At 72.1% G+C, this 24,256-nt stretch carries 22 protein-coding genes; 10 read left to right on the forward strand and 12 right to left on the reverse strand.

Going from position 1 to position 24,256, the window contains the following annotated elements; genetic code table 11:
• Positions 1-21 precede the first annotated feature (21 nt).
• Positions 22-1,488, reverse strand: coding sequence for an amino acid permease (locus tag ACZ7DL_RS27175; protein ID WP_470777901.1), 1,467 nt, complete (start codon positions 1,486-1,488; stop codon positions 22-24).
• A 221-nt stretch (positions 1,489-1,709) separates the two neighbouring features.
• On the opposite strand from ACZ7DL_RS27175, the gene ACZ7DL_RS27180 reads away from it, so the two are divergent.
• Positions 1,710-2,423 (forward strand): MerR family transcriptional regulator, encoded by a 714-nt coding sequence (locus ACZ7DL_RS27180; protein ID WP_470777903.1) that lies wholly within the window; start codon positions 1,710-1,712, stop codon positions 2,421-2,423.
• A 118-nt stretch (positions 2,424-2,541) separates the two neighbouring features.
• Here the strand turns inward: ACZ7DL_RS27180 and ACZ7DL_RS27185 are convergent, their stop codons facing one another.
• From ACZ7DL_RS27185 to ACZ7DL_RS27195, 3 genes are read right to left on the reverse strand one after another with little or no spacing between them, the layout of a single operon-like run.
• Positions 2,542-4,719, reverse strand: coding sequence for a 3-hydroxyacyl-CoA dehydrogenase NAD-binding domain-containing protein (locus ACZ7DL_RS27185; protein ID WP_470777905.1), 2,178 nt, complete (start codon positions 4,717-4,719; stop codon positions 2,542-2,544).
• 41 nt (positions 4,720-4,760) lie between these two features.
• Positions 4,761-5,975, reverse strand: a complete 1,215-nt coding sequence (locus ACZ7DL_RS27190) for an acetyl-CoA C-acetyltransferase (RefSeq protein ID WP_470777907.1) — start codon at positions 5,973-5,975, stop codon at positions 4,761-4,763.
• Positions 5,976-6,018: 43 nt separating this feature from the next.
• Positions 6,019-7,188 (reverse strand): CaiB/BaiF CoA transferase family protein, encoded by a 1,170-nt coding sequence (locus tag ACZ7DL_RS27195; protein ID WP_470777908.1) that lies wholly within the window; start codon positions 7,186-7,188, stop codon positions 6,019-6,021.
• Positions 7,189-7,600: 412 nt separating this feature from the next.
• Between ACZ7DL_RS27195 and ACZ7DL_RS27200 the strand changes: the two genes are divergently transcribed.
• Together ACZ7DL_RS27200 and ACZ7DL_RS27205 are read left to right on the forward strand one after the other, a co-directional pair.
• Positions 7,601-8,779 (forward strand): saccharopine dehydrogenase family protein, encoded by a 1,179-nt coding sequence (locus ACZ7DL_RS27200; RefSeq protein WP_470777910.1) that lies wholly within the window; start codon positions 7,601-7,603, stop codon positions 8,777-8,779.
• Between the two features lie 109 nt (positions 8,780-8,888).
• Positions 8,889-9,077, forward strand: a complete 189-nt coding sequence (locus ACZ7DL_RS27205; RefSeq protein ID WP_470777912.1) for a hypothetical protein — start codon at positions 8,889-8,891, stop codon at positions 9,075-9,077.
• Here the strand turns inward: ACZ7DL_RS27205 and ACZ7DL_RS27210 are convergent.
• The 3 genes from ACZ7DL_RS27210 to ACZ7DL_RS27220 all read right to left on the reverse strand — a co-directional run bounded on the left by ACZ7DL_RS27210 (position 9,041) and on the right by ACZ7DL_RS27220 (position 11,591).
• Entirely contained in the window at positions 9,041-9,784 is a 744-nt protein-coding gene (locus ACZ7DL_RS27210) for an endonuclease V (protein WP_470777914.1), read from the reverse strand. The genes ACZ7DL_RS27205 and ACZ7DL_RS27210 overlap by 37 nt on opposite strands.
• 294 nt (positions 9,785-10,078) lie before the next feature.
• A complete protein-coding gene (locus ACZ7DL_RS27215) occupies positions 10,079-10,417 on the reverse strand; it encodes a plasmid stabilization protein (RefSeq protein ID WP_470777915.1) in 339 nt (112 codons plus the stop codon).
• A gap of 55 nt (positions 10,418-10,472) precedes the next feature.
• A complete protein-coding gene (locus tag ACZ7DL_RS27220) occupies positions 10,473-11,591 on the reverse strand; it encodes a WD40/YVTN/BNR-like repeat-containing protein (protein WP_470777917.1) in 1,119 nt (372 codons plus the stop codon).
• 251 nt (positions 11,592-11,842) lie between these two features.
• On the opposite strand from ACZ7DL_RS27220, the gene ssgD reads away from it, so the two are divergent.
• The 4 genes from ssgD to ACZ7DL_RS27240 all read left to right on the forward strand — a co-directional run bounded on the left by ssgD (position 11,843) and on the right by ACZ7DL_RS27240 (position 16,334).
• Positions 11,843-12,259, forward strand: coding sequence for a spore wall synthesis regulator SsgD (gene ssgD / locus ACZ7DL_RS27225; RefSeq protein WP_470777918.1), 417 nt, complete (start codon positions 11,843-11,845; stop codon positions 12,257-12,259).
• 330 nt (positions 12,260-12,589) lie between these two features.
• Positions 12,590-14,215 carry an ABC-F family ATP-binding cassette domain-containing protein gene (locus tag ACZ7DL_RS27230; RefSeq protein ID WP_470777920.1) on the forward strand — a complete coding sequence of 542 codons (1,626 nt, stop codon included), beginning with the start codon at positions 12,590-12,592 and terminating at the stop codon, positions 14,213-14,215.
• 143 nt (positions 14,216-14,358) lie between these two features.
• Complete coding sequence (gene ddaH, locus ACZ7DL_RS27235; RefSeq protein WP_470777922.1) at positions 14,359-15,135, forward strand: dimethylargininase; 777 nt, start codon at positions 14,359-14,361, stop codon at positions 15,133-15,135.
• 224 nt (positions 15,136-15,359) lie between these two features.
• The gene (locus tag ACZ7DL_RS27240; protein ID WP_470777924.1) at positions 15,360-16,334 is read left to right on the forward strand and encodes an acyl-ACP desaturase; all 975 of its coding nucleotides are present in this window, start codon (positions 15,360-15,362) and stop codon (positions 16,332-16,334) included.
• 173 nt (positions 16,335-16,507) lie between these two features.
• On the opposite strand, the gene ACZ7DL_RS27245 is transcribed toward ACZ7DL_RS27240, so the two are convergent.
• Complete coding sequence (locus tag ACZ7DL_RS27245) at positions 16,508-16,753, reverse strand: WhiB family transcriptional regulator (protein ID WP_470777926.1); 246 nt, start codon at positions 16,751-16,753, stop codon at positions 16,508-16,510.
• Between the two features lie 270 nt (positions 16,754-17,023).
• On the opposite strand from ACZ7DL_RS27245, the gene ACZ7DL_RS27250 reads away from it, so the two are divergent.
• Positions 17,024-17,815 carry a VOC family protein gene (locus tag ACZ7DL_RS27250; protein ID WP_470777928.1) on the forward strand — a complete coding sequence of 264 codons (792 nt, stop codon included), beginning with the start codon at positions 17,024-17,026 and terminating at the stop codon, positions 17,813-17,815.
• Positions 17,816-17,876: 61 nt separating this feature from the next.
• On the opposite strand, the gene ACZ7DL_RS27255 is transcribed toward ACZ7DL_RS27250, so the two are convergent.
• Together ACZ7DL_RS27255 and ligD are read right to left on the reverse strand one after the other, a co-directional pair.
• Positions 17,877-18,980, reverse strand: coding sequence for a LacI family DNA-binding transcriptional regulator (locus tag ACZ7DL_RS27255; RefSeq protein WP_470777930.1), 1,104 nt, complete (start codon positions 18,978-18,980; stop codon positions 17,877-17,879).
• An 81-nt stretch (positions 18,981-19,061) separates the two neighbouring features.
• Positions 19,062-20,081, reverse strand: a complete 1,020-nt coding sequence (gene ligD / locus ACZ7DL_RS27260) for a non-homologous end-joining DNA ligase (protein WP_470777931.1) — start codon at positions 20,079-20,081, stop codon at positions 19,062-19,064.
• Positions 20,082-20,155: 74 nt separating this feature from the next.
• Here ligD and ACZ7DL_RS27265 point away from each other — a divergent pair, with 74 nt between their 5' ends.
• Positions 20,156-21,232, forward strand: coding sequence for an ATP-dependent DNA ligase (locus ACZ7DL_RS27265; RefSeq protein ID WP_470777933.1), 1,077 nt, complete (start codon positions 20,156-20,158; stop codon positions 21,230-21,232).
• 94 nt (positions 21,233-21,326) lie between these two features.
• Here the strand turns inward: ACZ7DL_RS27265 and ACZ7DL_RS27270 are convergent, their stop codons facing one another.
• Positions 21,327-22,517, reverse strand: coding sequence for a zinc-dependent alcohol dehydrogenase (locus tag ACZ7DL_RS27270; RefSeq protein ID WP_470777935.1), 1,191 nt, complete (start codon positions 22,515-22,517; stop codon positions 21,327-21,329).
• 156 nt (positions 22,518-22,673) lie between these two features.
• Between ACZ7DL_RS27270 and ACZ7DL_RS27275 the strand changes: the two genes are divergently transcribed.
• On the forward strand, positions 22,674-23,723 hold the full coding sequence (locus ACZ7DL_RS27275) for a DUF3048 domain-containing protein (protein WP_470777937.1): 1,050 nt from the start codon (positions 22,674-22,676) through the stop codon (positions 23,721-23,723).
• A 29-nt stretch (positions 23,724-23,752) separates the two neighbouring features.
• Here ACZ7DL_RS27275 and ACZ7DL_RS27280 read toward each other — a convergent pair whose 3' ends face one another.
• Positions 23,753-24,217, reverse strand: coding sequence for a MarR family winged helix-turn-helix transcriptional regulator (locus tag ACZ7DL_RS27280; protein WP_470777938.1), 465 nt, complete (start codon positions 24,215-24,217; stop codon positions 23,753-23,755).
• Positions 24,218-24,256: the final 39 nt, after the last annotated feature.

Consider the following 24,256-nt stretch of genomic DNA (forward strand, 5'->3'; position numbering starts at 1 on the left):
ACTGACAGTGGCTCTGAGCTGCTACTTCGTGAGTTCGGCCAGCTCCTGGTCGGCGTTCTTGGCCACCCGGCGGCGGACTCCGAACCAGCCGGCGACCAGCATGACGGCGATCAGCGGGATGAGGAACAGGGTCTTGCGGCCGACGTCGGGGTCGTTCCACATCATGCCGAGGCAGACCAGCAGGAACACGATCGTGGCGATCTCCGTGACCGGGCTGAACTTCAGCTGGAAGTGCGGCCGGGCCACCAGGCCCGCGCGGGCGCGGCGGACGAACAGCATGTGGCAGAGCATGATGATCACCCAGGTGCTGATGATGCCGAGGGAGGCGACGTTCAGCACGATCTCGAAGGCCTGGCTCGGCATCAGGTAGTTCAGACCGACGCCGAGCACGCAGACCGCGCAGGTCAGCAGGATGCCGCCGTAGGGGACCTGGCTGCGGTTCATGCGGGCGGTGAACTTCGGCGCGGAACCGGCCATGGCCATGGAGCGCAGGATGCGGCCGGTGGAGTACAGGCCGGAGTTGAGCGAGGACATGGCGGCGGTCAGCACGACCAGGTTCATCACGTCACCGGCCGCCGGAACACCGATCTTGGACAGCACGGTCACGAACGGGCTCTGGTCGGCGGAGTAGACCGAACCGGGCAGGAGCAGCGCGAGCAGTACGACCGAGCCGACGTAGAACAGGCCCACACGCCACATGATCGAGTTCACCGCGCGCGGGACGACCTTCTCCGGCTCGGCGGTCTCACCGGCGGCCACGCCGACCAGCTCCAGGGCGGCGTAGGCGAAGATCACGCCCTGCATGACCAGGACGACCGGCATCACGCCGTGCGGGAAGACGCCGCCGTTGTCGGTGATGATGCTCAGGCCGGGGGTGTGGCCGCCCACCTTGTGCTGCGTGGCGAGCAGGAAGACGCTGATCAGCATGAAGCCGACGATGGTCGCGACCTTGATGATCGCGAACCAGAACTCCATCTCGCCGAAGATCTTCACCGAGATCAGGTTCACCGCGAGGACCACCGCGAGGGCGATCAGCGCCAGCACCCACTGCGGGATGGAGGTGAACATGCTCCAGTAGTGCGTGTAGAGCGCGATCGCGGTGATGTCGGCGATGCCGGTGGTCGACCAGTTCAGGAAGTACATCCAGCCGGCGACATAGGCGCCCTTCTCGCCGAGGAACTCGCGCGCGTACGACACGAAGGAGCCGGAGGACGGGCGGTACAGGACCAGCTCGCCCAGCGCCCGGACGACGAAGAAGGCGAAGACGCCGCAGACCAGATAGGCCAGGGCGAGTGCGGGGCCTGCGTTGTGCAGACGTCCGCCGGCGCCCAGGAGGAGTCCGGTGCCGATGGCGCCGCCGATGGCGATCATGTTGACGTGGCGGGCCTTGAGGTCCTTGCTGTAACCGGCGTCGCCCGCGTCCGCGGGCGTCTGGGCCACCTGGGGATGGGCTGCGGCCTGTGCCGACTGCACGGCGTCCTTGCTCACGGGTGGTACCACTTTCTGGTGCGCCCGGACCTCGTGGGCCCGGGTGTCCGTACTTTCTCGGCCCGCACCACCCTTGTGTCGCGGTACAGACCAAGACGGCAGCTTCCCAGAGGGCTCACCCGATATGCGGTGGTCCACGTCACAGAGCGGTTCTTCTCACACCCTCGTCACGGGCTTCCCCCGGGTTTCACACCATTGGTGAGACAGCGATACTGCTGCACATGACGACCGACACCGGGGAGCCCACCCTCACGATCGACGAGCTGGCCGCGCGGGCGGGCGTCACGGTCCGCACGGTCCGCTTCTACGGCACCAAGGGGCTGCTGCCGCCACCGGTGATCGGACCGCGCCGGGTGGGCCGCTACGGCCGCGAGCACCTGGCCCGGCTGGCGCTGATCGAGGAGATGCAGCACCAGGGCATGACCCTCGCGGCGATCGAACGGCATCTGCGGCAGCTGCCGGCGGACCTCGGGCCGCACGATCTGGCGATCCACCGGGCGGTGGTCGCCTCCTGGGCACCGGACACCGTGGAGACCGTGTCCCGCGCGGAGCTGGAGCGGCGGGCGGGCCGCCCGCTGGCCGCGGCGGACGTGGACCGGCTGACCGCGATGAACGTGGTGACGCCCGACGGAGAGTCCTTCCGCGTGGACTCCGGTCTGCTGCGGCTCGCGACGCAGCTCCTCGACGTCCCGCTGTCGCACGAGACGATCCTGGCCGCGCGGACCGTCCTGACCGGCCACGCGCGCGCGGCGGCGCACGAACTGTCGGACCTGCTGCGCGAGGCCGTGGCCGAACGCGACACGCGGGACGTGAAGTCGCTGTCGTCCCATATGCACCCGCTCGTGGTGCAGGCGCTGCTCACCACCTTTCAGCGCTCGCTGAAGGAGGAACTGCGCCAGTGGCTGGACAGCGCGGCGGACCGAGCGGCCGAGTGACGACGGGCGCCCGCCCCTGAGCCGCGTCCCCCGGGCGCGGCGGCCCCGGAGGTGGCGTCTCCCGAGGCGCGGCGCGCCCCGGGAGACGTCCCGGGGCACGCCGTCCGGGTGAGGTGCGTCAGCGGGCGTCGGTGAAGACCTCGCCGCGCTCGGCCTTCGTCACGAGCAGCGTGGGCGGGGTGAACCGGTCGCCGTAGCGCTCGGCCAGTTCACGCGCGCGTGCCACGAATCCGGGCAGCCCTCCCTCGTAGCCGTTGATGTACTGGAGCACACCGCCGGTCCAGCCGGGGAAGCCGATGCCGAAGATGGAGCCGATGTTGGCGTCCGCGACGGAGGTCAGGACGCCCTCCTCCAGCAGGCGTACGGTGTCGAGCGCCTCGGAGAAGAGCATGCGCTCCTGCATGTCCCGGAACGGGATCTCGTGCCCGGGCTTCTTGAAGTGCTCGCGCAGGCCCGGCCACAGCCCCACCCGCGTGCCGTCCTCCGCGTAGTCGTAGAACCCGGCGCCGCCGCTGCGGCCGGTGCGGCCGAACTCGTCGACCATGCGGTCGATGACCGCCTCCGCCGGGTGCTCCGTCCAGGTGCCGCCCGCCTCCTCCACGGCCCGCCTCGACTCGTTGCGGATCTTGCGCGGGAGGGTGAGCGTCAGCTCGTCCATGAGGGAGAGCACCTTGGCCGGGTAGCCGGCCTGGGCGGCGGCCTGCTCGACGGAGGCGGGCTCGATGCCCTCGCCGACCATGGCGACGCCCTCGTTGATGAAGTGGCCGATCACCCGGGAGGTGAAGAAGCCGCGCGAGTCGTTGACGACGATCGGCGTCTTGTTGATCTGTCGGACCAGGTCGAAGGCGCGCGCGAGGGCCTCGTCACCGGTGCGCTCGCCCTTGATGATCTCGACCAGCGGCATCTTGTCGACCGGCGAGAAGAAGTGCAGCCCGATGAAGTCGGACTGGCGCTCCACGCCCTCGGCGAGCGTGGTGATCGGCAGCGTGGAGGTGTTGGAGCACAGCAGCGCGTCGGGGGCGACGACCGACTGGATCTCCTGGAACACCTTGTGCTTGAGCGTGGTGTCCTCGAAGACGGCCTCGATGACCGCGTCACAGCCCGCGAGGTCGGCCGCCTCGGCGGTGGGGGTGATCCGGGCGAGCAGCGCGTCCGCCTTCTCCTTGCTGGTACGGCCCTTGGCGACGGCCTTGGCGCACAGCTGCTCCGAGTAGCGCTTGCCCTTGGCGGCCGCCTCCGGCGAGACGTCCTTGAGGACGACGTCGATGCCCGCGCGGGCGCAGGCGTAGGCGATGCCGGCGCCCATCATGCCGGCGCCGAGCACGGCCACCTTGCGGACCTGGCGGGGCGCGATGCCCTGGGGGCGGTTGGCGCCGGAGTTGACCGCCTGGAGGTCGAAGAAGAAGGCCTGGATCATGTTCTTCGCGGTCTGCCCGGTGACCAGCTCGGTGAAGTAGCGGGTCTCGATCGTGATCGCGTTCTCGAAGTCGACCTGGGAGCCCTCGACGGCCGCGGCGAGGATGTTGCGCGGGGCCGGGTAGGGTGCGCCGTTGGTCTGCTTGCGCAGGTTGGCCGGGAACGCGGGCAGGTTGGCGGCGAACTTCGGGTGGGCGGGGGTGCCGCCGGGGATCTTGTACCCGGGCTTGTCCCAGGGCTGCTGCGACTCGGGGTTGGCGTCGATGAAGGCACGGGCCTTGGCCAGCATCTCCTCCGGCGTGGCGGCCACCTCGTGCACCAGGCCGTTCTCCAGGGCGCGCCGCGGCGAGTACTGCGTGCCCTGGAGCAGCACCTTCAGCAGCGCGTCCGCGATGCCCATCAGGCGTACCGTGCGGGTGACGCCGCCGCCGGCGGGCAGCAGGCCGAGCGTGACCTCGGGCAGGCCGATCTTGGAGCCGGGGGCGTCGAGGGCGATGCGGTGGTGGGAGGCGAGGGCGATCTCGTAACCGCCGCCGAGGGCGGCGCCGTTGACGGCGGCGACGACCGGCTTGCCGAGGGTCTCGATGCGGCGCAGCGCGTTCTTGATCTCGGTCGCGGTGTCGAAGACCTGCTGGGCGTCCTCGGGGCGGGCCCGGATCATGTCCTTGAGGTCGCCGCCCGCGAAGAAGGTCTTCTTGGCGGAGGTGTAGATGATGCCGCGGATGGAGTCCTTCTCGGCCTCCGCGCGCGCGGCGATGGCCGTGATGGAGGCCCGGAAGGCCTGGTTCATGGTGTTCGCGGACTGGTCGGGGTCGTCCAGGACGAGGGTGACGACACCGGTGTCGTCCTGCTCCCAGCGGATGGTGGTGCTCTCGCTCATGACAGTCGTCTCCGTTGAAGTGGCTTGGTTCCGCGGGGAGTTCAGAGGCGTTCGATGACGGTGGCGCAACCCATGCCGCCGCCCACGCAGAGCGTGGCGAGGCCGTAGCGCTTGTCCTGGCGCTCGAGTTCGTCGATGAGCGTGCCCAGGATCATGGCGCCGGTGGCGCCGAGCGGGTGGCCGAGGGCGATGGCGCCGCCGTTGACGTTGACCTTGTCCAGGGACAGGCCCATGTCCTTGACGAAACGCAGCACGACCGCGGCGAACGCCTCGTTGATCTCGACCAGGTCGATGTCGTCGATGGTGAGACCGGCCTTGGCCAGGGCCTTGCGGGTGGCGGGGGCTGGACCGGTGAGCATGATGGTCGGCTCGGAGCCGGAGACGGCCGCGGAGACGATCCGCGCGCGGGGGGTGAGGCCGTAGCGCTCGCCGACCTCCTTGGAGCCGATGGCGACGAGCGAGGCGCCGTCCACGATGCCGGAGGAGTTGCCCGCGTGGTGGACGTGGTCGATCTTCTCCACCCAGTGGTACTTCTGGAGCGCCACCGCGTCGAAGCCGCCCAGGTCGCCGAGGTCCGCGAAGGACGGCTTCAGCTTGGCGAGGGAGTCGGCGGTGGTGCCGGGGCGCAGGTGCTCGTCGTGGTCGAGGACGACGAGGCCGTTGCGGTCCTTCACGGGGACGACCGAGCGGTCGAAGCGGCCCTCCTTCCACGCGGCGGCGGCGCGCTCCTGGGACAGGGCCGCGTACTCGTCCACGTCCCGGCGGGAGAAGCCCTCGATCGTGGCGATCAGGTCGGCGCTGATGCCCTGCGGTACGAAGTTGACGTCGAGGTTGGTCATCGGGTCGTTGAACCAGGCGCCGCCGTCGGAGGTCATCGGGACCCGGGACATGGACTCGACGCCGCCCGCGAGGACGAGGTCCTCCCAGCCCGCACGGATCTTGGCGGCGGCCAGGTTGACGGCCTCCAGGCCGGAGGCACAGAAGCGGTTCTCCTGCACGCCGGCGACCGTGTCCGGCAGTCCGGCGACGACGGCGGCGATCCGAGCGATGTCGGAGCCCTGGTCGCCGATGGGGCCGACGACGCCGAGCACGATGTCGTCGATGGCGGCCGGGTCCAGGCCGGGAAGCCGGTCGCGGATCTCGTGGATGAGGCCGACGACCAGGTCGATGGGCTTCGTGGCGTGCAGGGCGCCGTTCGCCTTGCCGCGGCCACGCGGGGTGCGGATCGCGTCGTACACGTACGCTTCGGTGCTCACTGGTATGCCTTTCGGGAGGGTGGGCCGAGCGGGGTGGACAGGGTCAGTCGCCGTCGGTGACCAGGTCGGGGCGTGCGCCGGTCTGGCGTGCCGGTATGCCCCAGTCCCGGGCGACCGCCTCGGTGTCCGCGCCGGGCCGGGCGGGGCCGGTGCGGACGGTGGTGGGGGTCGCGGAGAAGCGTGGGGCGGGGGCGGGCTGGGTGATGCCGCCATGGTCGGTGAAGGTGCCGCGGGCGGCCAGGTGCGGATGCGCCGGTGCCTCGCGCAGGCTCAGCACGGGTGCCACACAGGCGTCGGAGCCCTCGAAGACGGCGGTCCACTCGGCCTGGGTGCGGGACGCGAAGGCGGCGGCGATCCGTTCGCGCAGCTCGCCCCAGCGGGTCCAGTCCTTGCGGGCCGGGGCCAGATCCTCCAGGCCGAGCAGGCGCAGGAACTCCGCGTAGAACTTCCCTTCCAGGGCACCGACCGCCATGTACCGGCCGTCGGCGGTCCCGTAGGTGCCGTAGTACGGGCAGCCGCCGTCCAGGAGGTTGGCGGCCCGCCGGTCCTGCCAGCCGCCGGCGGCGAGCATGCCGTGGATCATCGAGGACAGGTGGGCCGTGCCGTCGACGATGGCGGCGTCGACCACCTGGCCGGTGCCGGTCGCGCGCGCGTGGTGCAGGGCGGCGAGGACGCCGACGACCAGGTAGAGGGAGCCGCCCGCGTAGTCCCCGAGGAGGTTGGCGGGTGCGGCCGGGGGCTCGTCCGGGCGGCCGATCATGCCGAGCGCGCCGGTGAGCGCGATGTAGGCGATGTCGTGGCCGGCGCGGTGGGCGAGGGGCCCCTCCTGGCCCCAGCCCGTCATGCGGCCGTAGACGAGACGGGGGTTGCGGGCATGGCAGTCCCCGGGGCCGATGCCGAGCCGCTCGGCGACGCCCGGGCGGTAGCCCTCGATGAGGATGTCGGCCCGCTCGGCGAGGTCCAGGACGCGCGCGGGGCCGTCCGGCGCCTTCAGGTCGACCACGATCGAGCGCTTGTTGCGGTTGGTGACGTCGCAGGCCGGGTCGATGGCGAGGTCCGCGCCGCCCGGACGGTCCACCCGGACCACGTCGGCGCCCAGGTCGGCCAGCAGCATGGCGGCGAACGGGCCCGGCCCGATGCCGGCCAGCTCCACCACGCGCACGCCGGAGAGCGGGCCGGGGTGCGGCGTCGGCGGCGTCCCTGCCGTTGTCATGCGACCAGCCCCCAAGAGTGTGTGACACAACTGATGTAACACCGGTGATGCTAAGAACGCGTTCCACCGGACACAAGACCTCAACGAGCAAGCGCTTAGCCAAATGCCCGGCCCGCCGGTCATCACCCGGGAGAGTGAAGGGCCGCGCAGGCACGGTGATCGCTTCGGCTACGACGCCCAGAGGTCCGCATCCGCTATGAGGTGGCCGGGAGCGATCGAGCGGCGGCTCTTCGGCAGGCCGAGCATCGACGCGCGCGCTTTCTCCCGCTTCTTCCGGGCATTCCTGGCTACGGCCACCGCTGCCTCCGGGCTGGTCGTCGGACTCCGCACCCCTCACGCTAGCCTCGGCCACCGACAGCGGCGCGGGCTGCGCGACGGCTGCACCACGGGACGCACGAACCCAAGGGGTGTCATGAGCAGGATGAGCAGGACGGACCGTCCGTACGACCTGGTGCTCTTCGGAGCCACGGGCTTCGTCGGCACGCTCACGGCCCACTACCTCGCCGCGCACGCACCGCAGGACCTCCGCTGGGCGATCGCCGGCCGCGACGAACGGCGGCTGGAGCGGCTGCGGGCGGACCTGCCCGGCGGGGCGGACGTCGGTGTCCTGCGAGCCGACGTGGACGAGCCGGCCACCCTGCGCGCCCTCGCCGAGCAGGCGCGCGTGGTCGCCACGACCGTGGGGCCGTATGTGCTGCACGGCGAGGAACTCGTCGCCGCGTGCGCCGACACCGGTGCCGACTACCTGGACCTCACCGGTGAGCCGGAGTTCGTGGACCTGACGTACGTCCGGCACGACGCACGCGCGCGTGAGACGGGCGCCCGCCTGGTGCACGCCTGCGGCTTCGACTCGGTGCCGCACGATCTGGGCGTGTACTTCACGGTCCGGCAGCTGCCGGAGGGCGTACCGCTGACCGTGGACGGCTATGTGACCGCCGACGCGGCCTTCTCCGGCGGCACCCTTGCCTCGGCACTGAACCAGATGGCCCGCGCCGGGCGGATGCTGGCCGCCGCGCGCGAACGCGCCCGGCACGAGCCGCGGCTGCCGGGCCGCCGGGTGACGGCTCCGGCAGGCGCGCCGAGGTTCGCCCCGGAGGTCGGCGCGTGGGCGCTGCCGCTGCCCACCATCGACCCGCAGATCGTGCGCCGTTCGGCGCGCGCGCTGGACCGGTACGGCCCGGACTTCCGCTACCGCCACTACGCCGCCGTCGAGCGCCTGCCCGTCGCTCTCGGCGGAGTCGCCGCCGTCGGCGCGGTGACGGCCGCGGCCCAGCTGCCGCCCGCGCGGCGCTGGCTCTCGGACCGGCTCAAGCCGGGCGACGGTCCGAGCGCGGAGAAGCGGGCGAAGAGCTGGTTCGCCGTGCGGTTCGTCGGCGAGGGCGGCGGACGGCGCGTGTTCACGGAGGTCGCGGGCGGCGATCCCGGATACGACGAGACGGCGAAGATGTTCGCCGAGGCGGCCCTGTGCCTGGCCTTCGACGACCTGCCGCCGACGGCCGGTCAGGTCACCACCGCCCAGGCGATGGGCGACGCCCTGACCGAGCGGCTGCGCGCCGCCGAAATCACCTTCCGGGTGGCGGCGAGCCGGTAGCCGCCGCCACCGCTCCGGCCGCCGCGCTCACGGTCTCCCCGGCACGGGCAGGTGCGTGACTGAGAGCATGGAGGCCCATGCCGGAAGATCTGGAGGAGGCGGAGCGGACGTGAAATTCGTGCTCGAGGTGACCGTGGACGACGGCGCGGCGGCGCAGGACCGGGTGGCGGAGCTGGAGCGCATCCTGCGCTACTGGGGCGGCAACCTGCGCCATTACCCCCTCGAACCCGGCGACGGTTCGGCGGTCTACGACTCGGCGTATCAGGAGGTCGGCGCCTGGCGGGTCGTCGAGTCCTGAACCGGGCCGCCGGCCAAGCCCTGTGCCGCCTCCCGAAGGGCTAGCCGGCACAGGGCGTCCGCCCGGCGCGTGGTCTCCGGCAGCCGGAATCGCGGAGTCAGCGCCAGGGTGTGGGCCAGGGCGGCGGCCAGGCCCACCCGGTGGCCGACGGACACGAAGACCGGCTTGACGCCGTCGCGGGTGCGCAGGGCGCGCCCGACCTCCTCGGTCCCGGCGAGCAGCGGCGCGGAACTGCCCCGCGCGGGCTCCGGTTCGTCGTACGCGAACGTGAACGGGTTCTTGGCGACACCGATGGTCGGCAGGTCCATGAGCACGCCCAGATGGCTCGCCAGGCCGAAGCGGCGCGGGTGGGCGAGCCCGTAGCCGTCGCACACGACCAGCCCGGGCGGGCACGGCAGCCGGTCCAGGGCGGCCCGGACGGTCGGGATCTCCCGGAAGGCGAGAAGACCGGGCACGTACGGGAAGGAGACCCGGCCGACGGCCATCGACTCCGCGACGACGTCCAGCGTGGCGGCGTCCAGGACGACGGCCGCCGCGACGACCAGGTCCAGGTCGTCGTCGTAGGCGACGTCGACCCCCGTGACGCGGCCCGTGCCGGGCGGCGGTCCGGGCTCGTCGAGCACCACCCGTCCGCGCAGTTCGTCCTGGAGGGCGCGGGCCTCTTCCTCGGTCGCGGGCCAGCCCGCGGGTACGCCAACGATCGTCATGCCGGCCGACTGTACGGGCCCGCCGCGGGCCGTCGTCGCGGCGGGGTGGGCTCGTGATCATGTTCGTGCGCGTCGGAGTGCGCCGTCGGGGTACGCCGTCGGAGGGTGGCCTCAGGGGATGGCTTCGGAGGGCGGGGTCGAGTGCGGCGCCGGGGTGCGGCGCCGCACCCGACGGCGGGTCCGCCTCCCGGCGGCCGTCCCTGCCGCGTGGGAGACGGACCCACGGCCTCACCCTTCCGTCGTGACCCTGCTGTCGTGCAACACCTCCCCCGAGCCACCTCACGACCGGGCGACTCAGCCCTTCTTGGCGTTCAGCGCGCGCTGCAGCTGGTCCTTGTTCATGTTCGAACGGCCTTCGATGCCGCGCTGCTTCGCCTCGTTGTACAGCTGGTCGCGGGTCGGGCCCTGCGAGCCGACCCGGTTGCCCGACCGCTGACCGCCACGCTTGCTCGACGACATGTCCTGGGTGGAACTGCGGCTGGCGGTCTTGGACTCGCCGGAGCGGGCGCGTTCCTTGTTCACCGTTCGCGCAGCGATCTCCTCGGCGCGCTTGGTGCTCTCGCCCCGGTCCTGCGCGCTCTTCTTGATGTGCTCGTACTGACGCTCGCGCTTGGGGCTGGAACCGGCTGGCATGATCGCTCCCTTCCTTTGCGACGGGGAACGAGTACCCGCGTTCCGGGCACTTACCTCACCGCTCCAGCCGCGCCACCCGTCCCTGCTCGCCGGCCGCCCAGCAGCTCAGGTCGGGCGTGCAGGACACGGTGTCGTACGAGCCGGTGTCGATCGTCCGCCAGCCGCGGCCGCCGTCGGTGGTCAGGTCGGTGCCCGTCGGGCCGACGGCCAGCGCGGCGGTGCGGCTGTGCGGGAGCCAGGCGGCACCGGAGCGGTAGGCGGGCGGCGGCGTGGCGGCCGGCCGCCAGGTGCGGCCGCCGTCGGCGGTGACCGCGGCGGACCGCGGCGAGGGCTGGTCGGGCCGGTAGTCGCCGCCGACCGCGATGCCGTGGGTGCGGTCGCGGAAGGCGAGCGCGAAGACGCCCTTCGCCGGATCGCCCGCCGGGATCGGCGTGTCGGCCGCCGTCCAGGTCAGCCCGCGGTCCGCGGAGTGCAGTACGCGCGCGTGGGCACCACCGCCGGTGGCCAGCCAGACGTCCCGCGGGCCCGAGGTGACCAGGCACTGGCCGCTCGCGGCGAAGCCCGCCTCGCCGTCCAGCGCGGGTGGCATGCCGGCCGAGGGCAGCACGCGCCAGGAGCGTCCGCCGTCGGCGGTGGACAGAAGGCGGAACCTGCCGTCCACGGGGTCGCTGAGCGCGAGGCCGTGGCGGCGGTCGAAGAAGGCGAAACAGTCGTAGAACGCCTTCGGATCGGTGTTGCGGAAGGACTCCGTCCAGGTGGCTCCGCCGTCGTCGGTGCGGTAGACGCGCGACGCCTCGCCCTCACCGATGGCCAGCACCACCGCGCGTCGCGCGTCGAACGCGGTCACGTCCCGGAACTGGAGGTCGGCCGCCCCCGGCGGGGAGACGTTCCGCCAGCTCGCTCCCGCGTCCGTGGTGCGCAGCACGGTACCGCCCGTGCCGGCCAGCCAGGCGGTGTGCCGGTCGACGGCCGCGAGACCGCGGAAGCGGATCTGCGGGGTGCCGGGGTCCTTCGCCGCCCAGTGCACGCTCGCCTGCCCGGCGCTTTTCTGCTCCCCGGGCCCGGCCTCGGCCGTCGGTACCGTCAGCGCGGCCAGTGCCGCCCCGCACGCCACCCCCGCCGCCACCAGCCGGTTCACCCGTCCCCTGCGTCGCGTGCTCCCCAAGCGCCTCATGGCGGGCGAAGCTAGCCCCCCTCCCCCGGCCCCGTCCAGAGGGCCTCCGGCGCCGTGCGCCAAGGGAAACGGGCGGGAACCGCCGTGGGTTGCCCGTGCGTTTCCTGTGCAGGAAGACCGTACCTGTGCATGAAGGCGGTGACCGAGGTCACTCGTTCCGCGTGTGCACGCATCGGCCGTTTCCGTCGTCTCTTCCAGTGCCGGGTGCCGCACACCCGGGCGTAGTCCAGCCGTCACGAGGGAGCAAGGCGTTGTCCACCGTCATCGAGCAGCCCGTAGAGGCCCGTCTCGTCGCCGCCGCACCGCGCATGCCGAGCATTCCCGCCACGCTGCGCTACGACCGGCGCGACCCGTTCGCCGTCCGCATGACGTTCCCCGCCCCGGCCACCCTGGAGGGCGTCGACGTGTGCTGGACCTTCTCCCGGGAGTTGCTCACGGCCGGGCTGCACGGCCCGGAGGGCCATGGCGACGTGCGCGTGCGCCCGTACGGCTACGACCGCACGGTGCTGGAGTTCCACGCCCCGGAGGGCACCGCGATCGTGCATGTGCGCTCCGGTGAGATACGGCGGTTCCTGGAGGCGGCCAACGAACTGGTGCCCGTCGGCCTGGAGCACCTCCAGCTCGACCTGGACCACGACCTGGCCGAGCTGATGCGGGACGCCTGCTGAGCGCCACGCGCGCGTGAGGAGCGCGTCCGGCGCGTCGCCTGTCCGACGCTCGGCAGCGCCCCGCGGTTAATTGCGTTGACGCCCCTCCCCGCCCTTCGTACGGTGTACAGCGGTTCTGTTGCCGTCGATTGGAGAAGGACGTTGCTCGTCTGAGGTCCTGAGGCACCGCGTCGCACCGGTGAGGTGTGCGCGGCGTACGACCTCGGCGTCCGAGCCGTCCTCGGGCACAGGCCCTTTTTCGTGGCCTCTTCCGTGCCCCTGCCCTTCGGTTTCCGCCTCGCGGTGTCTCGACACGCGTCCACCCGACCGCACCTTTCCCGCGAGGCGCCCATGTCTGCTTCCCTCACCGCCACGTCCCTGTCCTTCACCTGGCCCGACGGCACCGCCGTCTTCGACAGCCTGGACATCTCCTTCGGCCCCGGCAGGACCGGGCTCGTCGGCGTCAACGGATCGGGCAAGTCAACCCTGCTCAAGCTGCTGGCCGGGGAACTCGTCCCGGCCGACGGCACCGTCAAGGCGGCCGGCGAGATCGGCCACCTCCCGCAGAACGTCACGCTCGACACCACGCTCCGCGTCGACCAAGCCCTCGGCATCGCCGCCCGGCGCGCCGCCCTGCACGCCATCGAGGCGGGCGACGTCGCCGAAGAGCACTTCGAGGCCCTCGGCGACGACTGGGACGTCGAGGAGCGCGCCCTGGTCACCCTCGGCGAACTCGGCCTCGGCCACATCGGCCTGGACCGGACCGTCGGCGAGGTGTCCGGCGGCGAGTCGGTGTTGCTGCGGCTCGCCGCGCTGCTGCTGCGCCGCCCCGACGTCCTGCTGCTCGACGAGCCCACCAACAACCTCGACCTGTACGCACGCCGGCGGCTGTACCAGGCCGTCGCCTCCTGGCCGGGGGTGCTGGTCGTGGTCAGCCACGACCGGGAACTGCTCGACCTGGTCGACCAGATCGCGGAGCTGCGCTCCGGAGAGGTCACCTGGTACGGCGGCAACTTCTCGGCATACGAGAAGGCCCTGGCCGTCGAGCAGGAGGCGGCCGAGCGGATGGTCCGCGTCGCCGAGGCCGATGTGCGCAAGCAGAAGCGTGAACTGACCGACGCCCAGGTCAAACTGGCCCGCCGCAAGCGGTACGGGCAGAAGATGTGGGACTCCAAGCGCGAACCGAAGATCGTCATGGGTGCACGCAAACGCGCCGCCCAGGAGTCCGCGGGCAAGCACCGCATCATGCACGAGGAGCGGCTCGCCGAGGCCCGGGATCGGCTGGACGAGGCGGTCGAGGCGGTACGGGCCGACGACGAGATCCGCGTCGACCTGCCGTACACGGCCGTACCGCCCGGCCGGCAGGTGCTCACCCTGGAGAACCTGGACATGGCCTACCACGCGCGCGTGGCGGGCATTCTCGATCTGCGCGGACCGGAGCGGATCGCGCTCGTGGGCCGCAACGGCGCCGGCAAGACGACGCTGCTGCGGACGGTGGCCGGGCAGCTGGCGCCGGTGGCCGGATCGGCAACGGCGCACGTCCCGCTGCGGTTCCTGCCCCAGCGACTGGACGTACTGGACGACGGCCTGTCGGTCGCCGAGAACGTGGCCCGGTTCGCGCCGGGCGCCGGCAACAACCGGATCCGGGCGCGCCTCGCCCGCTTCCTGTTCCGGGGCGCGCGGGCCGACCAGATGGCGGGCTCCCTCTCGGGCGGTGAGCGGTTCCGGGCGGCGCTCGCCGCGCTGATGCTCGCCGAGCCCGCGCCTCAGCTGCTGCTGCTCGACGAGCCGACCAACAACCTCGACATGGCCAGCGTCCGGCAGCTGATCTCGGCCCTGGAGTCGTACGAGGGCGCGCTGATCGTCGCCAGCCACGACCTGCCGTTCCTGGAGTCGATCGGGATCACGCGATGGCTGCTGATGGAGGGAGGCGAGCTGACCGAGACGACGCGCGAGGCGCTCGGGGATCCGGCCTGACCGCCCGGTGGGGGTCTCAGGAGGGGCACAGCCTGACAACGAGGGTTTTGTCCTGGCCGGAGCGCCCTGCATGATGACGGACCGGCGCCTTGTGACCGGCGCCGGACACCGCACCATCGCACAACCGATACGAAAGGCCCCTCGTGCCCAGCAAGAAGGCCCTCGTCCGCCGCCCCAGCCCCCGCCTCGCCGACGGCCTGGTGACGCACGTCGAGCGGGAGAAGGTCGATGTCGGGCTCGCCGGCGAGCAGTGGGAGGCCTATGTCGAGGCCCTCCGCACGCACGGCTGGGAGACGATCGAGGTCGAACCCGCCGACGACTGCCCGGACTCGGTGTTCGTGGAGGACACCGTGGTCATGTACAAGAACGTGGCGTTGATCACCCGGCCCGGCGCCGAGTCCCGGCGGGAGGAGACCGCCGGCGTCGAGGAGGCGGTGGCCCGCCTCGGCTGCTCGGTGAACTGGATATGGGATCCGGGCACGCTGGACGGCGGTGACGTCCTCAAGGTCGGCGACACGGTGTACGTCGGCCGCAGCGGGCGGACCAACGCGGCCGGCGTGCAGCAGGTGCGGGCGGCTTTCGAACCGCTGGGCGCCCGCGTGGTGTCGGTCCCCGTGAGCAAGGTGCTGCACCTGAAGTCGGCCGTGACCGCGTTGCCCGACGGCACGGTGATCGGGCACATCCCGCAGGTGGACCGGCCGTCGCTGTTCCCGGGCTTCCTGTCGGTGCCGGAGGAGTCCGGCGCGCACGTGGTCCTGCTCGGCGGCGGCAAGCTGCTGATGGCGGCGAGCGCCCCGAAGACGGCGGAGCTGCTGACCGACCTCGGCCATGACGTGGTCACGGTCGACATCAGCGAGTTCGAGAAGCTGGAGGGCTGTGTGACCTGCCTCTCGGTGCGCCTGCGGGAGCTGTACGCCTGATCGGGTGATCCCCTTTTTCCGACAGCCCCGGGACCTGCGGGTCCCGGGGCTGTCCGGCATGCCCGCGCGGGCCCGTCCGGGTGGGCTGATCAGCGATTCTTTACAGCACACTTAACCTACGGCTTCGTAACCTACGGCTTCGTAGCCTACGATCACGTAGGTTCCGGCACCGCTCGCCGGACCACCACCTTCTCTCCCCCGTAGTTCGTCCCCCTGGAGTTCCTATGACGATCGCTTCTCCCCACCTCGGCAGCCCGTCCGTCTGGACCGACGCGCGACTGCTGTACGCGCTGGAGGAAGTGGTCGAGAAGGAGCTGAACCGCCACCTGGCAATCGCCAAGGACTGGATGCCCCACGAGTACGTGCCGTGGGCCGACGGGCGGAACTTCCCGGGCCTGTTCGAGGACGGGGAGGCCTGGGACAAGGACCAGTCCAAGGTGACCGAGGTCGGCCGCATCGCGCTCGTGGTCAACCTGCTCACCGAGGACAACCTGCCGAGCTACCACCACGAGATCGCCTCGCTCTTCGGCCGCGACGGCGCCTGGGGCACCTGGGTGCACCGCTGGACGGCCGAGGAGGGCCGCCACGGCATCGTGATGCGGGACTACCTGCTGACCTCGCGCGCGGTGGACCCGGACAAGCTGGAACGCTTCCGGATGTCCCACATGAGCGAGGGCTTCGAGTCCGACAACCGGCACTCGATGCTGCACTCGATCGCCTACGTCGCCTTCCAGGAACTCGCCACCCGGATCTCGCACCGCAACACCGGCCATCAGTCCGGTGACCCGGTCTGCGACCGCATGCTCGCCCGCATCGCGACCGACGAGAACCTGCACATGGTCTTCTACCGCAACCTGCTCAAGGCCGCCTTCGAGCTCGCTCCCGACCTCACCATGCAGGCGGTCCGGGACGTCGTGGTGAACTTCCGCATGCCCGGCCACGGCATCCCCGGCTTCGAGCGGGCCGCCGCGCAGATGGCGATCGGCGAGGTCTACAACCTGCGCATCCACCACGACGACGTGCTCCAGCCGGTGCTGCGCTTCCTGAAGGTCATGGAGATCGACGGTCTCGGCCCCGAGGGGCGCCAGGCGCAGGAGGAACTCGGGCTGTTCATGGGCGGGCTGGACGCGGAGGCCACGAAGTTCGACGAGAAGCTGGCCGCGCGGAAGGCCCGCATGGCAGCGCGCGCCGGAGCCTGACGCCCCGCGCGCGGGTGAGCGGTCGTCCGGCGGCGGAGGGGACGCCGGACCGCAGAGACGGCCTCAGGCGGCGGCGCCGGAGCGCAGGGCCGCGAGCGGCGTGAGCGGACGGCGTCGGGGGGCGGTGCGCCGAAGAGCCAGGCGCTCCTTCTCTGCTGCGTGACCGGACGGCGTCAGGGGGCGGTGCGCCGAAGAGCCAGGCGCTCCTTCTCGGAGAGGCCGCCCCAGACGCCGAAGCGCTCGTCGTTGGCCAGCGCGTAGTCCAGGCAGGCCGGGCGCAGCTCGCACATCGCGCAGATGCGCTTCGCCTCGCGCACCGAGCTGCCGGGCTCGGGGAAGAAGAAGTCCGGCCCGGTCTGCGCGCACAGGGCCTGCGCCTGCCAGGTCTCGTCGGCCGGGGTGATCGCTTCGAAGTGCATGGCCAGGAGCCTGCCCCAGGCCGAAAAACGTTCGATCAACGCCGGCTCAACGGCGCGGCCGGGGCCCTCCGGCCGCGTCGATGATGCTCCCGCTGACCCCGCGCGTGCACGGCGGCGCGCGGAGCGGTGTGAAAACCCGGAGAACGCGTGCTGTCACGCTGGGTGAGAGCGGGGCGGCCCGGCGTGTCCGGGCGGTCCGGCGGCGATTGTCAGTGGGCGGTGCCAGACTCGGCAGTGCACAGGACGGGACCCCTTTCGAGGAGGGCCGAGATGCTCACCACCCGTTTCGTCAACGGCGCCCCCAACTGGATCGACGTCGGCAGTCCCGACATCGACGGCGCCATCTCCTTCTACGGCGCTCTCTTCGGCTGGCGGTTCCAGTCGGCGGGACCGGAAGCCGGCGGTTACGGCTTCTTCCAGCTGGACGGGAAGACCGTCGCGGGCGGCATGCAGACCGGCCCCGAGCAGGGTCCGCCGGCCTGGACGGTGTACTTCCGGAGCGAGGACGCCCAGGCCACCGCCAAGGCGGCCGAACAGGCCCACGGCAACGTGCTGTTCCAGCCGATGGACGTGATGGGCCAGGGCCACATGGCGATCCTCGCCGACCAGGCGGGCGTGCCGTTCGGGATCTGGCAGCCGGGGCGGACCAAGGGCGTGGACGTGGCGAACGAGCCGGGCGCGCTGTGCTGGGTCGAGCTGTACACGCCGGACATCGCGGCAGCCGCCGCCTTCTACAACAAGGTGCTCGGCCTGGAGACCTCCGCGGTGCCCTTCCCGGGCGGGACGTACACCTGTGTCAATCCGTCCGGTGCCGGTGAGGACGCGATGTTCGGAGGGATGGTGCCGCTGGCCGACGCCGCCGCCGAGGCGGAGGGCGGCGCGTACTGGCTGCCGTATTTCGATGTGGAGGACACCGACGCCGTGGTCGAGCAGGCGCAGCGCCTCGGCGGCCGGGTGCGGATGCCGGCGACGACCGTGGAGGGCGTGGGCCGTATGGCCAAGCTCGCCGATCCGTACGGGGTCCGCTTCGCGGTGATCAGGAGCGAGTCACCGCAGGGCTGAACCGCGTCGGCCGCCCGGGGGCCGGGCCGCCGAAGACCGGCCTGGTCGACCCGGGCAGGAGCTACGCGGAGGCACGGCGGACCAGGGTCGTCGGGAGGATCACCGCGGGCGGCAGTGTGGCCTGGGCGCCGGGCGTCGTGCCGTCCCGGTCGCGGGCGCCGGGCAGGCCCTGGAGCAGCAGGCGGGTCATCAGCCGGCCCATCTCCTCGATGTCCTGACGGACCGTCGTGAGCGGTGGGTCGGTCTGCTCGGTCACCGGCACCATGTCGTCGAAGCCGACCACGGCCACGTCCTCGGGCACGCGCCGGCCGCTCTCGCGCAGCACGCGCAGGGCGCCGAGCGCGGTGAGGTCGTTGGCGGCGAACACGGCGTCGACGTCCGGGCAGCGGTCGAGCAGTTCGCGCATGGCGCGTTCGCCGCCGCCGGGGGTGAAATCGCTCTCCACGACCAGCCGGGGATCGCTCTCACCCAGCACGTCGGCCATCACGTCCCGGTAGCCGTCGAGCCGGTCCACCGCCGACGTCTGGTCCAGGGCGCCGGCGATGTGCGCGACGCGCCGGCGGCCGAGGTCCACGAGATGCCGTACCGCCGCGCGGGCCCCGCCCCGGTTGTCGCAGTCGACGTACCGCACGCCCGGGTTCTCCCCCGCCTGCGCGCCTGCCGGGCCGGCGGCCGCGGTGTCCTGGCCCCAGCCGGGGCGTCCGCCGAACACGGTGGGGACACCGGCGTCGTGGATGAGTCCGGGCAGCGGGTCGTTCAGGTGCAGGGAGAAGACGAGCGCGCCGTCGACATGGCCGCCGGCGAGATAGCGGGCCACGCGCGCGTGATCGGCCCGGCCCTCGATGAGCAGCAGCACCAGCTGGTTGTCGTGCGCGGTCAGTTCCTTGCTGATGCCGCGGAGCTGGCGGGCGAAGAAGGGGTCGGCGAAGACCCGGGCCTCGGGCTCGGCGATGACGACCGCGACGGCGTCATGCCGCCGGGTGACGAGGCTGCGCGCGGCCTGATTGGGGACGTAGCCCAGTTCCTCGACGGCCCGCCGGACCCGTTCGGCCAGCGGCTCGCGGACCCCGTCGCCGCCGTTGACCACCCGGGACACGGTGGCCCGGGAGACACCGGCCCGCGCGGCCACGGCCTCCAGCGTCGGACGCGACACTGCCTCGGTCACTTCGGCACTCCTCATCGGCGGCTGGCGCTCAGGATAGCCGCGGGGCACCGGCCCGGCCGGTCGTCAGGACAGCGGCTCGCGTCAGGACGACGGCTCGCGGCGGGCCCGGCTCGGCTGGACGCGTTTCGGTTCGCCGGGCATCTTCGGGTACTCCGGCGGGTACGGCAGGTCGCCCAGGCCGTGGTCGTGTTCGTCCCGGCGGGCCAGTTCCAGCAGGGCGTCCAGGGAGTAGGCGTGGTCGTCCATGTCGGCGTGCACATCGCCGAGTTCGGCGAACCGGGCCGGCATGGTGGCCAGGTCGAAGTCGCGGGGATGGGCGACCCCGACCTCGTCCCAGCGCAGCGGTGCGGAGACGGGGGCGTGCGGGCGGGGGCGTACGGAGTAGGCGGAGGCGATGGTGCGGTCGCGAGCGGTCTGGTTGTAATCGAGGAAAATGCGGCGCCCGCGTTCCTCCTTCCACCACTTGATGGTCACCTGCTCGGGCATCCGGCGTTCCATCTCCCGGCCGACCGCGATCGCCGCACGGCGCACCTGGGTGAAGGTCCAGCGCGGTTCGATGGGGACGAAGACGTGCAGGCCGCGGCCGCCCGAGGTCTTCGGCCAGCCCCGCAGCCCGCCGAACTCGTCCAGGACGGCGCGCAGTTCGCCGGCGGCGCGGACCGCGTCGTCGTAGTCGGTGCCGGGCTGCGGGTCGAGGTCGATGCGGAGTTCGTCGGGGTGGTCGACGTCGGTGGCGCGGACCGGCCAGGGGTGGAAGGTGAGGGTGCCGTACTGGGCGGCCCACACCACGGCGGCCTCCTCGGTGGGGCACATCTCGTCGGCGCTGCGCCCGCTGGGGAAGGTGATGTGTGCGGTGGGGATCCAGTCGGGCATGCCCTTCGGCGCCCGCTTCTGATAGAACCACTCGCCGCCGACGCCGTCCGGGTAACGCTCCAGGGTGGTGGGGCGATCGCGCAGGGCGCGCAGGATGCCGGGGCCGACGGAGGCGTAGTACCGCGCCAGATCCAGCTTGGTGAAACCCCGCTCCGGGAAGAACACCTTGTCCGGGCTGGACAGTCGTACGGTCCGGCCGCCGACGTCCAGTTGCACCGCATCACCCATGCGGCCACGGTAGGCGCACCCCGCACAGCACGCATACCGGGCAAAGCCGAATGCATGCGAGCAGAATCGAACTCATGGATCTCCCCGTCATGCCGCCCGTGAAGCCCATGCTCGCCAAGTCCGTGGCGAAGATCCCGCCGGGGATGCACTACGAGGCGAAGTGGGACGGCTTCCGGTCGATCGTGTTCCGGGACGGGGCCGAGGTCGAGCTGGGCAGCCGTACCGGGAAGCCGCTGACCAGGTACTTTCCCGAGCTGGTCGAGGCGCTGAAAGAGCGGCTGCCCGAGCGGTGCGTCCTGGACGGGGAGATCGTGATCGCGCGCAGCGGCCGGCTGGACTTCGACGCCCTCACCGAGCGGATCCACCCGGCGGCCTCCCGGGTGCGGATGCTGGCCGAGAAGACCCCGGCCTCCTTCGTCGCGTTCGATCTGCTGGCCCTGGATGACCACGCGCTGCTCGACGTGCCGCTGACCGACCGCCGCGCGCTGCTGGACCGGGCCCTGGCCGAGGCGACCCCGCCGGTGTACGTGGCGCCCGCGACGACCGACATCGAGGTGGCCCGGCAGTGGTTCGAGCAGTTCGAGGGTGCCGGTCTCGACGGGGTCGTCGCCAAGCCGCTCACCCTGCACTACCTCCAGGACGAGCGGGCCATGTTCAAGATCAAGCACGAGCGGACGGCGGACGTCGTCGTCGCCGGGTACCGCTTCCACAAGACCGGCCCGGTGGTGGGCTCGCTGCTGCTGGGGCTGTACGACGAGCACGGCCGGCTCCAGCACGTGGGCGTGTCGGCGGCCTTCTCCATGAAGAAGCGCGCCGAGCTGGTGGACGAGGTGGAGCCGCTACGCATGGAGGACGTGTCCGGGCATCCGTGGGCGGCCTGGACGGACGAGGCCGCGCACGAGACGGCCCGGCTGCCCGGGGCGCCGAGCCGCTGGTCCGGCAAGAAGGACCTGTCCTGGGTGCCGTTGCGGCCGGAGCGGGTGGCCGAGGTGGCGTACGACCACATGGAGAACGGACAGCGGTTCCGGCACACGGCCCGCTTCCGCCGCTGGCGGCCGGACCGCACGCCGGAGAGCTGCACGTACACCCAGCTGGAGGAGCCGGTGCGTTACGACCTGGCGGAGATCCTCGGCGAGAAGGACCACGGCTGAGCGGCAGCCGCGGACCACGGGCCGCGTTACGGCTGCACCGCGGGACTCGCGGACCGCGTCACGGCTGCACGGCGGACCTGCACCGCGGACCGCGTTACGGCTGCATGAGGATCTTGACCGCGCCGTCCTGCTTGTGCTGGAACATGTCGTACGCGTGCGGTGCGTCCGACAGCGGCAGCCGGTGCGTGGCGAAGTCCTCGACGCCGAGCGGGTCCTCGTCCGTCAGGTAGGGCATGATCTCGTCGCTCCAGCGGCGGACGTTGGCCTGGCCCATGCGGAGCTGGATCTGCTTGTCGAACAGGGTGAGCATCGGCATCGGGTCGGCCGTGCCGCCGTAGACACCGCTGAGCGAGATCGTGCCGCCGCGGCGGACCAGGTCGATGGCCATGTAGAGCGCACCCATCCGGTCGACACTGAAACGCTCGGCGAGCGGGCCGCTGAGCTTGCGCGGCATGAGCGCGGCGGTCTGCTGGACGAGCTTGGCGATGTGGCTGCCGTGCGCCTCGGTGCCGACGGCGTCGATCACGGCGTCCGGGCCCCGGCCGCCGGTCTCGTCCTGGATCGCGTGGACCAGCGCCTTCTCGTCGTCGAAGGCCCTCAGGTCGTACGTCTGCACACCGCGCCGGTTCGCCCGGGCGAGCCGCTCGGGCACCAGGTCCACGCCGAAGACCCGCTCCGCGCCGCGGGCCAGGGCGATCCGGCAGGCCATGTCGCCGATCGGGCCGAGGCCGAGCACGGCGAGCGTGCCGCCGGGCGGGACGGCGGCGTACTCGACGGCCTGCCAGGCGGTGGGCAGCACGTCGGAGAGGTAGACGAACCGGTCGTCCGGCGGTCCCTCGGGCACCTTGATCGGCCCGAACTGCGCCTGCGGGACGCGCAGGTACTCGGCCTGAGCGCCGGGTACGGCGCCGTACAGGCGGGTGTAACCGAACAGGGCCGCGCCCATGCCCTCGCCGGTGACCTGCGTGGTCTCGCACTGGGTGGGCAGCCCGGTGTCGCACATGAAGCAGTGCCCGCAGGCGATCTGGAACGGCACCACGACCCGGTCGCCGGGCCGTAGGCCGGGCACTTCGGAGCCGACCTCCTCCACGATGCCCATGGGTTCGTGGCCGAGGATGTCGCCCGGGGTCATGAACGGTGTGAGCACCTCGTACAGATGCAGGTCGGAACCGCACAGTCCGGTGGACGTGACGCGGATGACGGCGTCCGTGGGTTCCTCGATCCGGGGGTCGGGCACGTCCTCCACCCGGACGTCCCGCTTGCCCTGCCAGGTGACTGCCTTCATGGGGTCGCACTCCCTTGGTACGGCTGCGTGCGGTGGCGGCCGGGTACCCGCGCCGACCTCCGGCGAACCGCGGTCCCGTACGCGTCACCGGAAGCGCGGGACCGGAAGCGACCGGGTATGGCCGGTGATGACCCGACGAGCGCACAATCGGACCACATGGACGGGGTGGCGACGGTGGGCATGGGACACAGGGCGCGCTCGCGGCGGGCCGCGCTGACGGCGACGCTACTGGCCGCCACGCTGACGGCCGCGCTCTCGGCGGGCTGCACCGGCCACGACGACGACCGCTCCCCGCAGCCCAGCACGCCCCCGACACCGGACCGTTCGGCCGTGGCCGGCTCCCCGCTCGTCGTGAAGATCGACAACGTACGCCCGGCCCGCCCGCAGACCGGGCTCGACGCGGCGGACGTGGTGTACGTGGAGCCGGTGGAGGGCGGCCTGAGCCGGCTGATGGCGGTGTACGCGACGAGGCTGCCGCGGACCGTCGGACCCGTGCGCAGCGCCCGCGAGTCCGATCTGGAGCTGCTGCGCCAGTTCCGCGAGCCGACGCTCGCCTTCTCGGGGGCCCAGCGCGGGCTGCTGCCGCTGATCGACCAGGCACCGCTGCGGGCGCAGTCGCCCGATCAGGCCCCCGGCGCCTACTACCGGGGCACCGCCAAGGCCGCTCCGCACAACCTGTATCTGCACCCGGCCGCGCTGCTGCCCGCCGCCCCGGGCGCGGCGGCGCTGACGACGGGCTTCCACTACGGCCCGCTCCCCTCCGGCGGCACTCCCGTGCCGGAGCGGACCGTGCGCTACCCGGCCGCCCGCTTCGCCTTCAACTGGTCCTCCGAGCGGGGCGGCTGGCTGGTCACGATGGACGGCGATCCCGCGGTGACGACGGAAGCGGCGGCCGGAACGGAGACGGCTGGAGCGGCGGCGACCGGAACGGCAACGGCCGGCAGCGGCCGGCTGGCCCCGGCCACGGTGGTCGTGCAGTACGTGAAGATCCGCACCTCGCGCTACCACGACGTGCTCGGCAACCCCACGCCGTACCCCGTGACGGTCGGCTCCGGACGGGCGGAGGTGCTGCGCGACGGGCGGTCCTTCGACGCCTTCTGGTCACGGCCGGCCGCGACGGACGGTACGGCGTTCACGGCGGGGGACGGCAGCCGGCTGGACTTCGCCGCCGGGCAGGTGTGGGTGGTGTTGGCGCCGGCCCCGTGAGAAATGCCTACCGTTCCGGGCGGCCGTGGTCAGCCCTGCGCGGTCGGCGGCTCGGCCGGGTTGCGCAAGCCCTCGGCCGCGTCCGCGACCCGGCGGATCAGGTCGAAGAAGACCGTCTGCTCCTCGGCGGACAGCGGGGCGAGGAACACCTGGTTCATCCGGGCGGTGCGCACGGTCAGCTTGCGGTGGGTGCGCAGGCCCTCGTCGGTGAGGCGGAGCAGGTAGCGCCGGCCGTCCCCCGGGTCGCGCACCTTGTGCAGCAGCCCGCGGCGGCCGAGCCGGCTGATGACCTCGGCGATGGTCGACCGGTCCAGGCCCACCCGCTCGCCCACGGTCCGCTGGTCCAGGCCCGGCTCGGCGACGAGCGCGTTCATGACCGCGAACTGCGGTGAGGTGATCTCCTCCGAGACCATCGTGTTCCACAGCAGGTAGTGCGCCTGCTGAAGCCGCCGGGCCAGGTGTCCGGGATGGGTGGCGAGCTCCACCGCGGCCATGTGCGCTCCTGACGTCGATTCGTTGGTGCACTGAACAAT

The organism is Streptomyces sp. NPDC036984 (assembly GCF_055607665.1).

What these genes read in the sequence shown, in the direction of transcription:
- ACZ7DL_RS27180 (WP_470777903.1), top strand. Translation starts at nt 1,710, where the DNA reads ATGACGACCGACACCGGGGAGCCCACCCTCACGATCGACGAGCTGGCC.
- ACZ7DL_RS27185 (WP_470777905.1), bottom strand. Translation starts at nt 4,719, where the DNA reads ATGAGCGAGAGCACCACCATCCGCTGGGAGCAGGACGACACCGGTGTC.
- ACZ7DL_RS27195 (WP_470777908.1), bottom strand. Translation starts at nt 7,188, where the DNA reads ATGACAACGGCAGGGACGCCGCCGACGCCGCACCCCGGCCCGCTCTCC.
- ACZ7DL_RS27200 (WP_470777910.1), top strand. Translation starts at nt 7,601, where the DNA reads ATGAGCAGGATGAGCAGGACGGACCGTCCGTACGACCTGGTGCTCTTC.
- ACZ7DL_RS27210 (WP_470777914.1), bottom strand. Translation starts at nt 9,784, where the DNA reads ATGACGATCGTTGGCGTACCCGCGGGCTGGCCCGCGACCGAGGAAGAG.
- ACZ7DL_RS27215 (WP_470777915.1), bottom strand. Translation starts at nt 10,417, where the DNA reads ATGCCAGCCGGTTCCAGCCCCAAGCGCGAGCGTCAGTACGAGCACATC.
- ACZ7DL_RS27220 (WP_470777917.1), bottom strand. Translation starts at nt 11,591, where the DNA reads ATGAGGCGCTTGGGGAGCACGCGACGCAGGGGACGGGTGAACCGGCTG.
- ACZ7DL_RS27230 (WP_470777920.1), top strand. Translation starts at nt 12,590, where the DNA reads ATGTCTGCTTCCCTCACCGCCACGTCCCTGTCCTTCACCTGGCCCGAC.
- ACZ7DL_RS27240 (WP_470777924.1), top strand. Translation starts at nt 15,360, where the DNA reads ATGACGATCGCTTCTCCCCACCTCGGCAGCCCGTCCGTCTGGACCGAC.
- ACZ7DL_RS27245 (WP_470777926.1), bottom strand. Translation starts at nt 16,753, where the DNA reads ATGCACTTCGAAGCGATCACCCCGGCCGACGAGACCTGGCAGGCGCAG.
- ACZ7DL_RS27250 (WP_470777928.1), top strand. Translation starts at nt 17,024, where the DNA reads ATGCTCACCACCCGTTTCGTCAACGGCGCCCCCAACTGGATCGACGTC.
- ligD (WP_470777931.1), bottom strand. Translation starts at nt 20,081, where the DNA reads ATGGGTGATGCGGTGCAACTGGACGTCGGCGGCCGGACCGTACGACTG.
- ACZ7DL_RS27265 (WP_470777933.1), top strand. Translation starts at nt 20,156, where the DNA reads ATGGATCTCCCCGTCATGCCGCCCGTGAAGCCCATGCTCGCCAAGTCC.
- ACZ7DL_RS27270 (WP_470777935.1), bottom strand. Translation starts at nt 22,517, where the DNA reads ATGAAGGCAGTCACCTGGCAGGGCAAGCGGGACGTCCGGGTGGAGGAC.
- ACZ7DL_RS27275 (WP_470777937.1), top strand. Translation starts at nt 22,674, where the DNA reads ATGGACGGGGTGGCGACGGTGGGCATGGGACACAGGGCGCGCTCGCGG.
- ACZ7DL_RS27280 (WP_470777938.1), bottom strand. Translation starts at nt 24,217, where the DNA reads ATGGCCGCGGTGGAGCTCGCCACCCATCCCGGACACCTGGCCCGGCGG.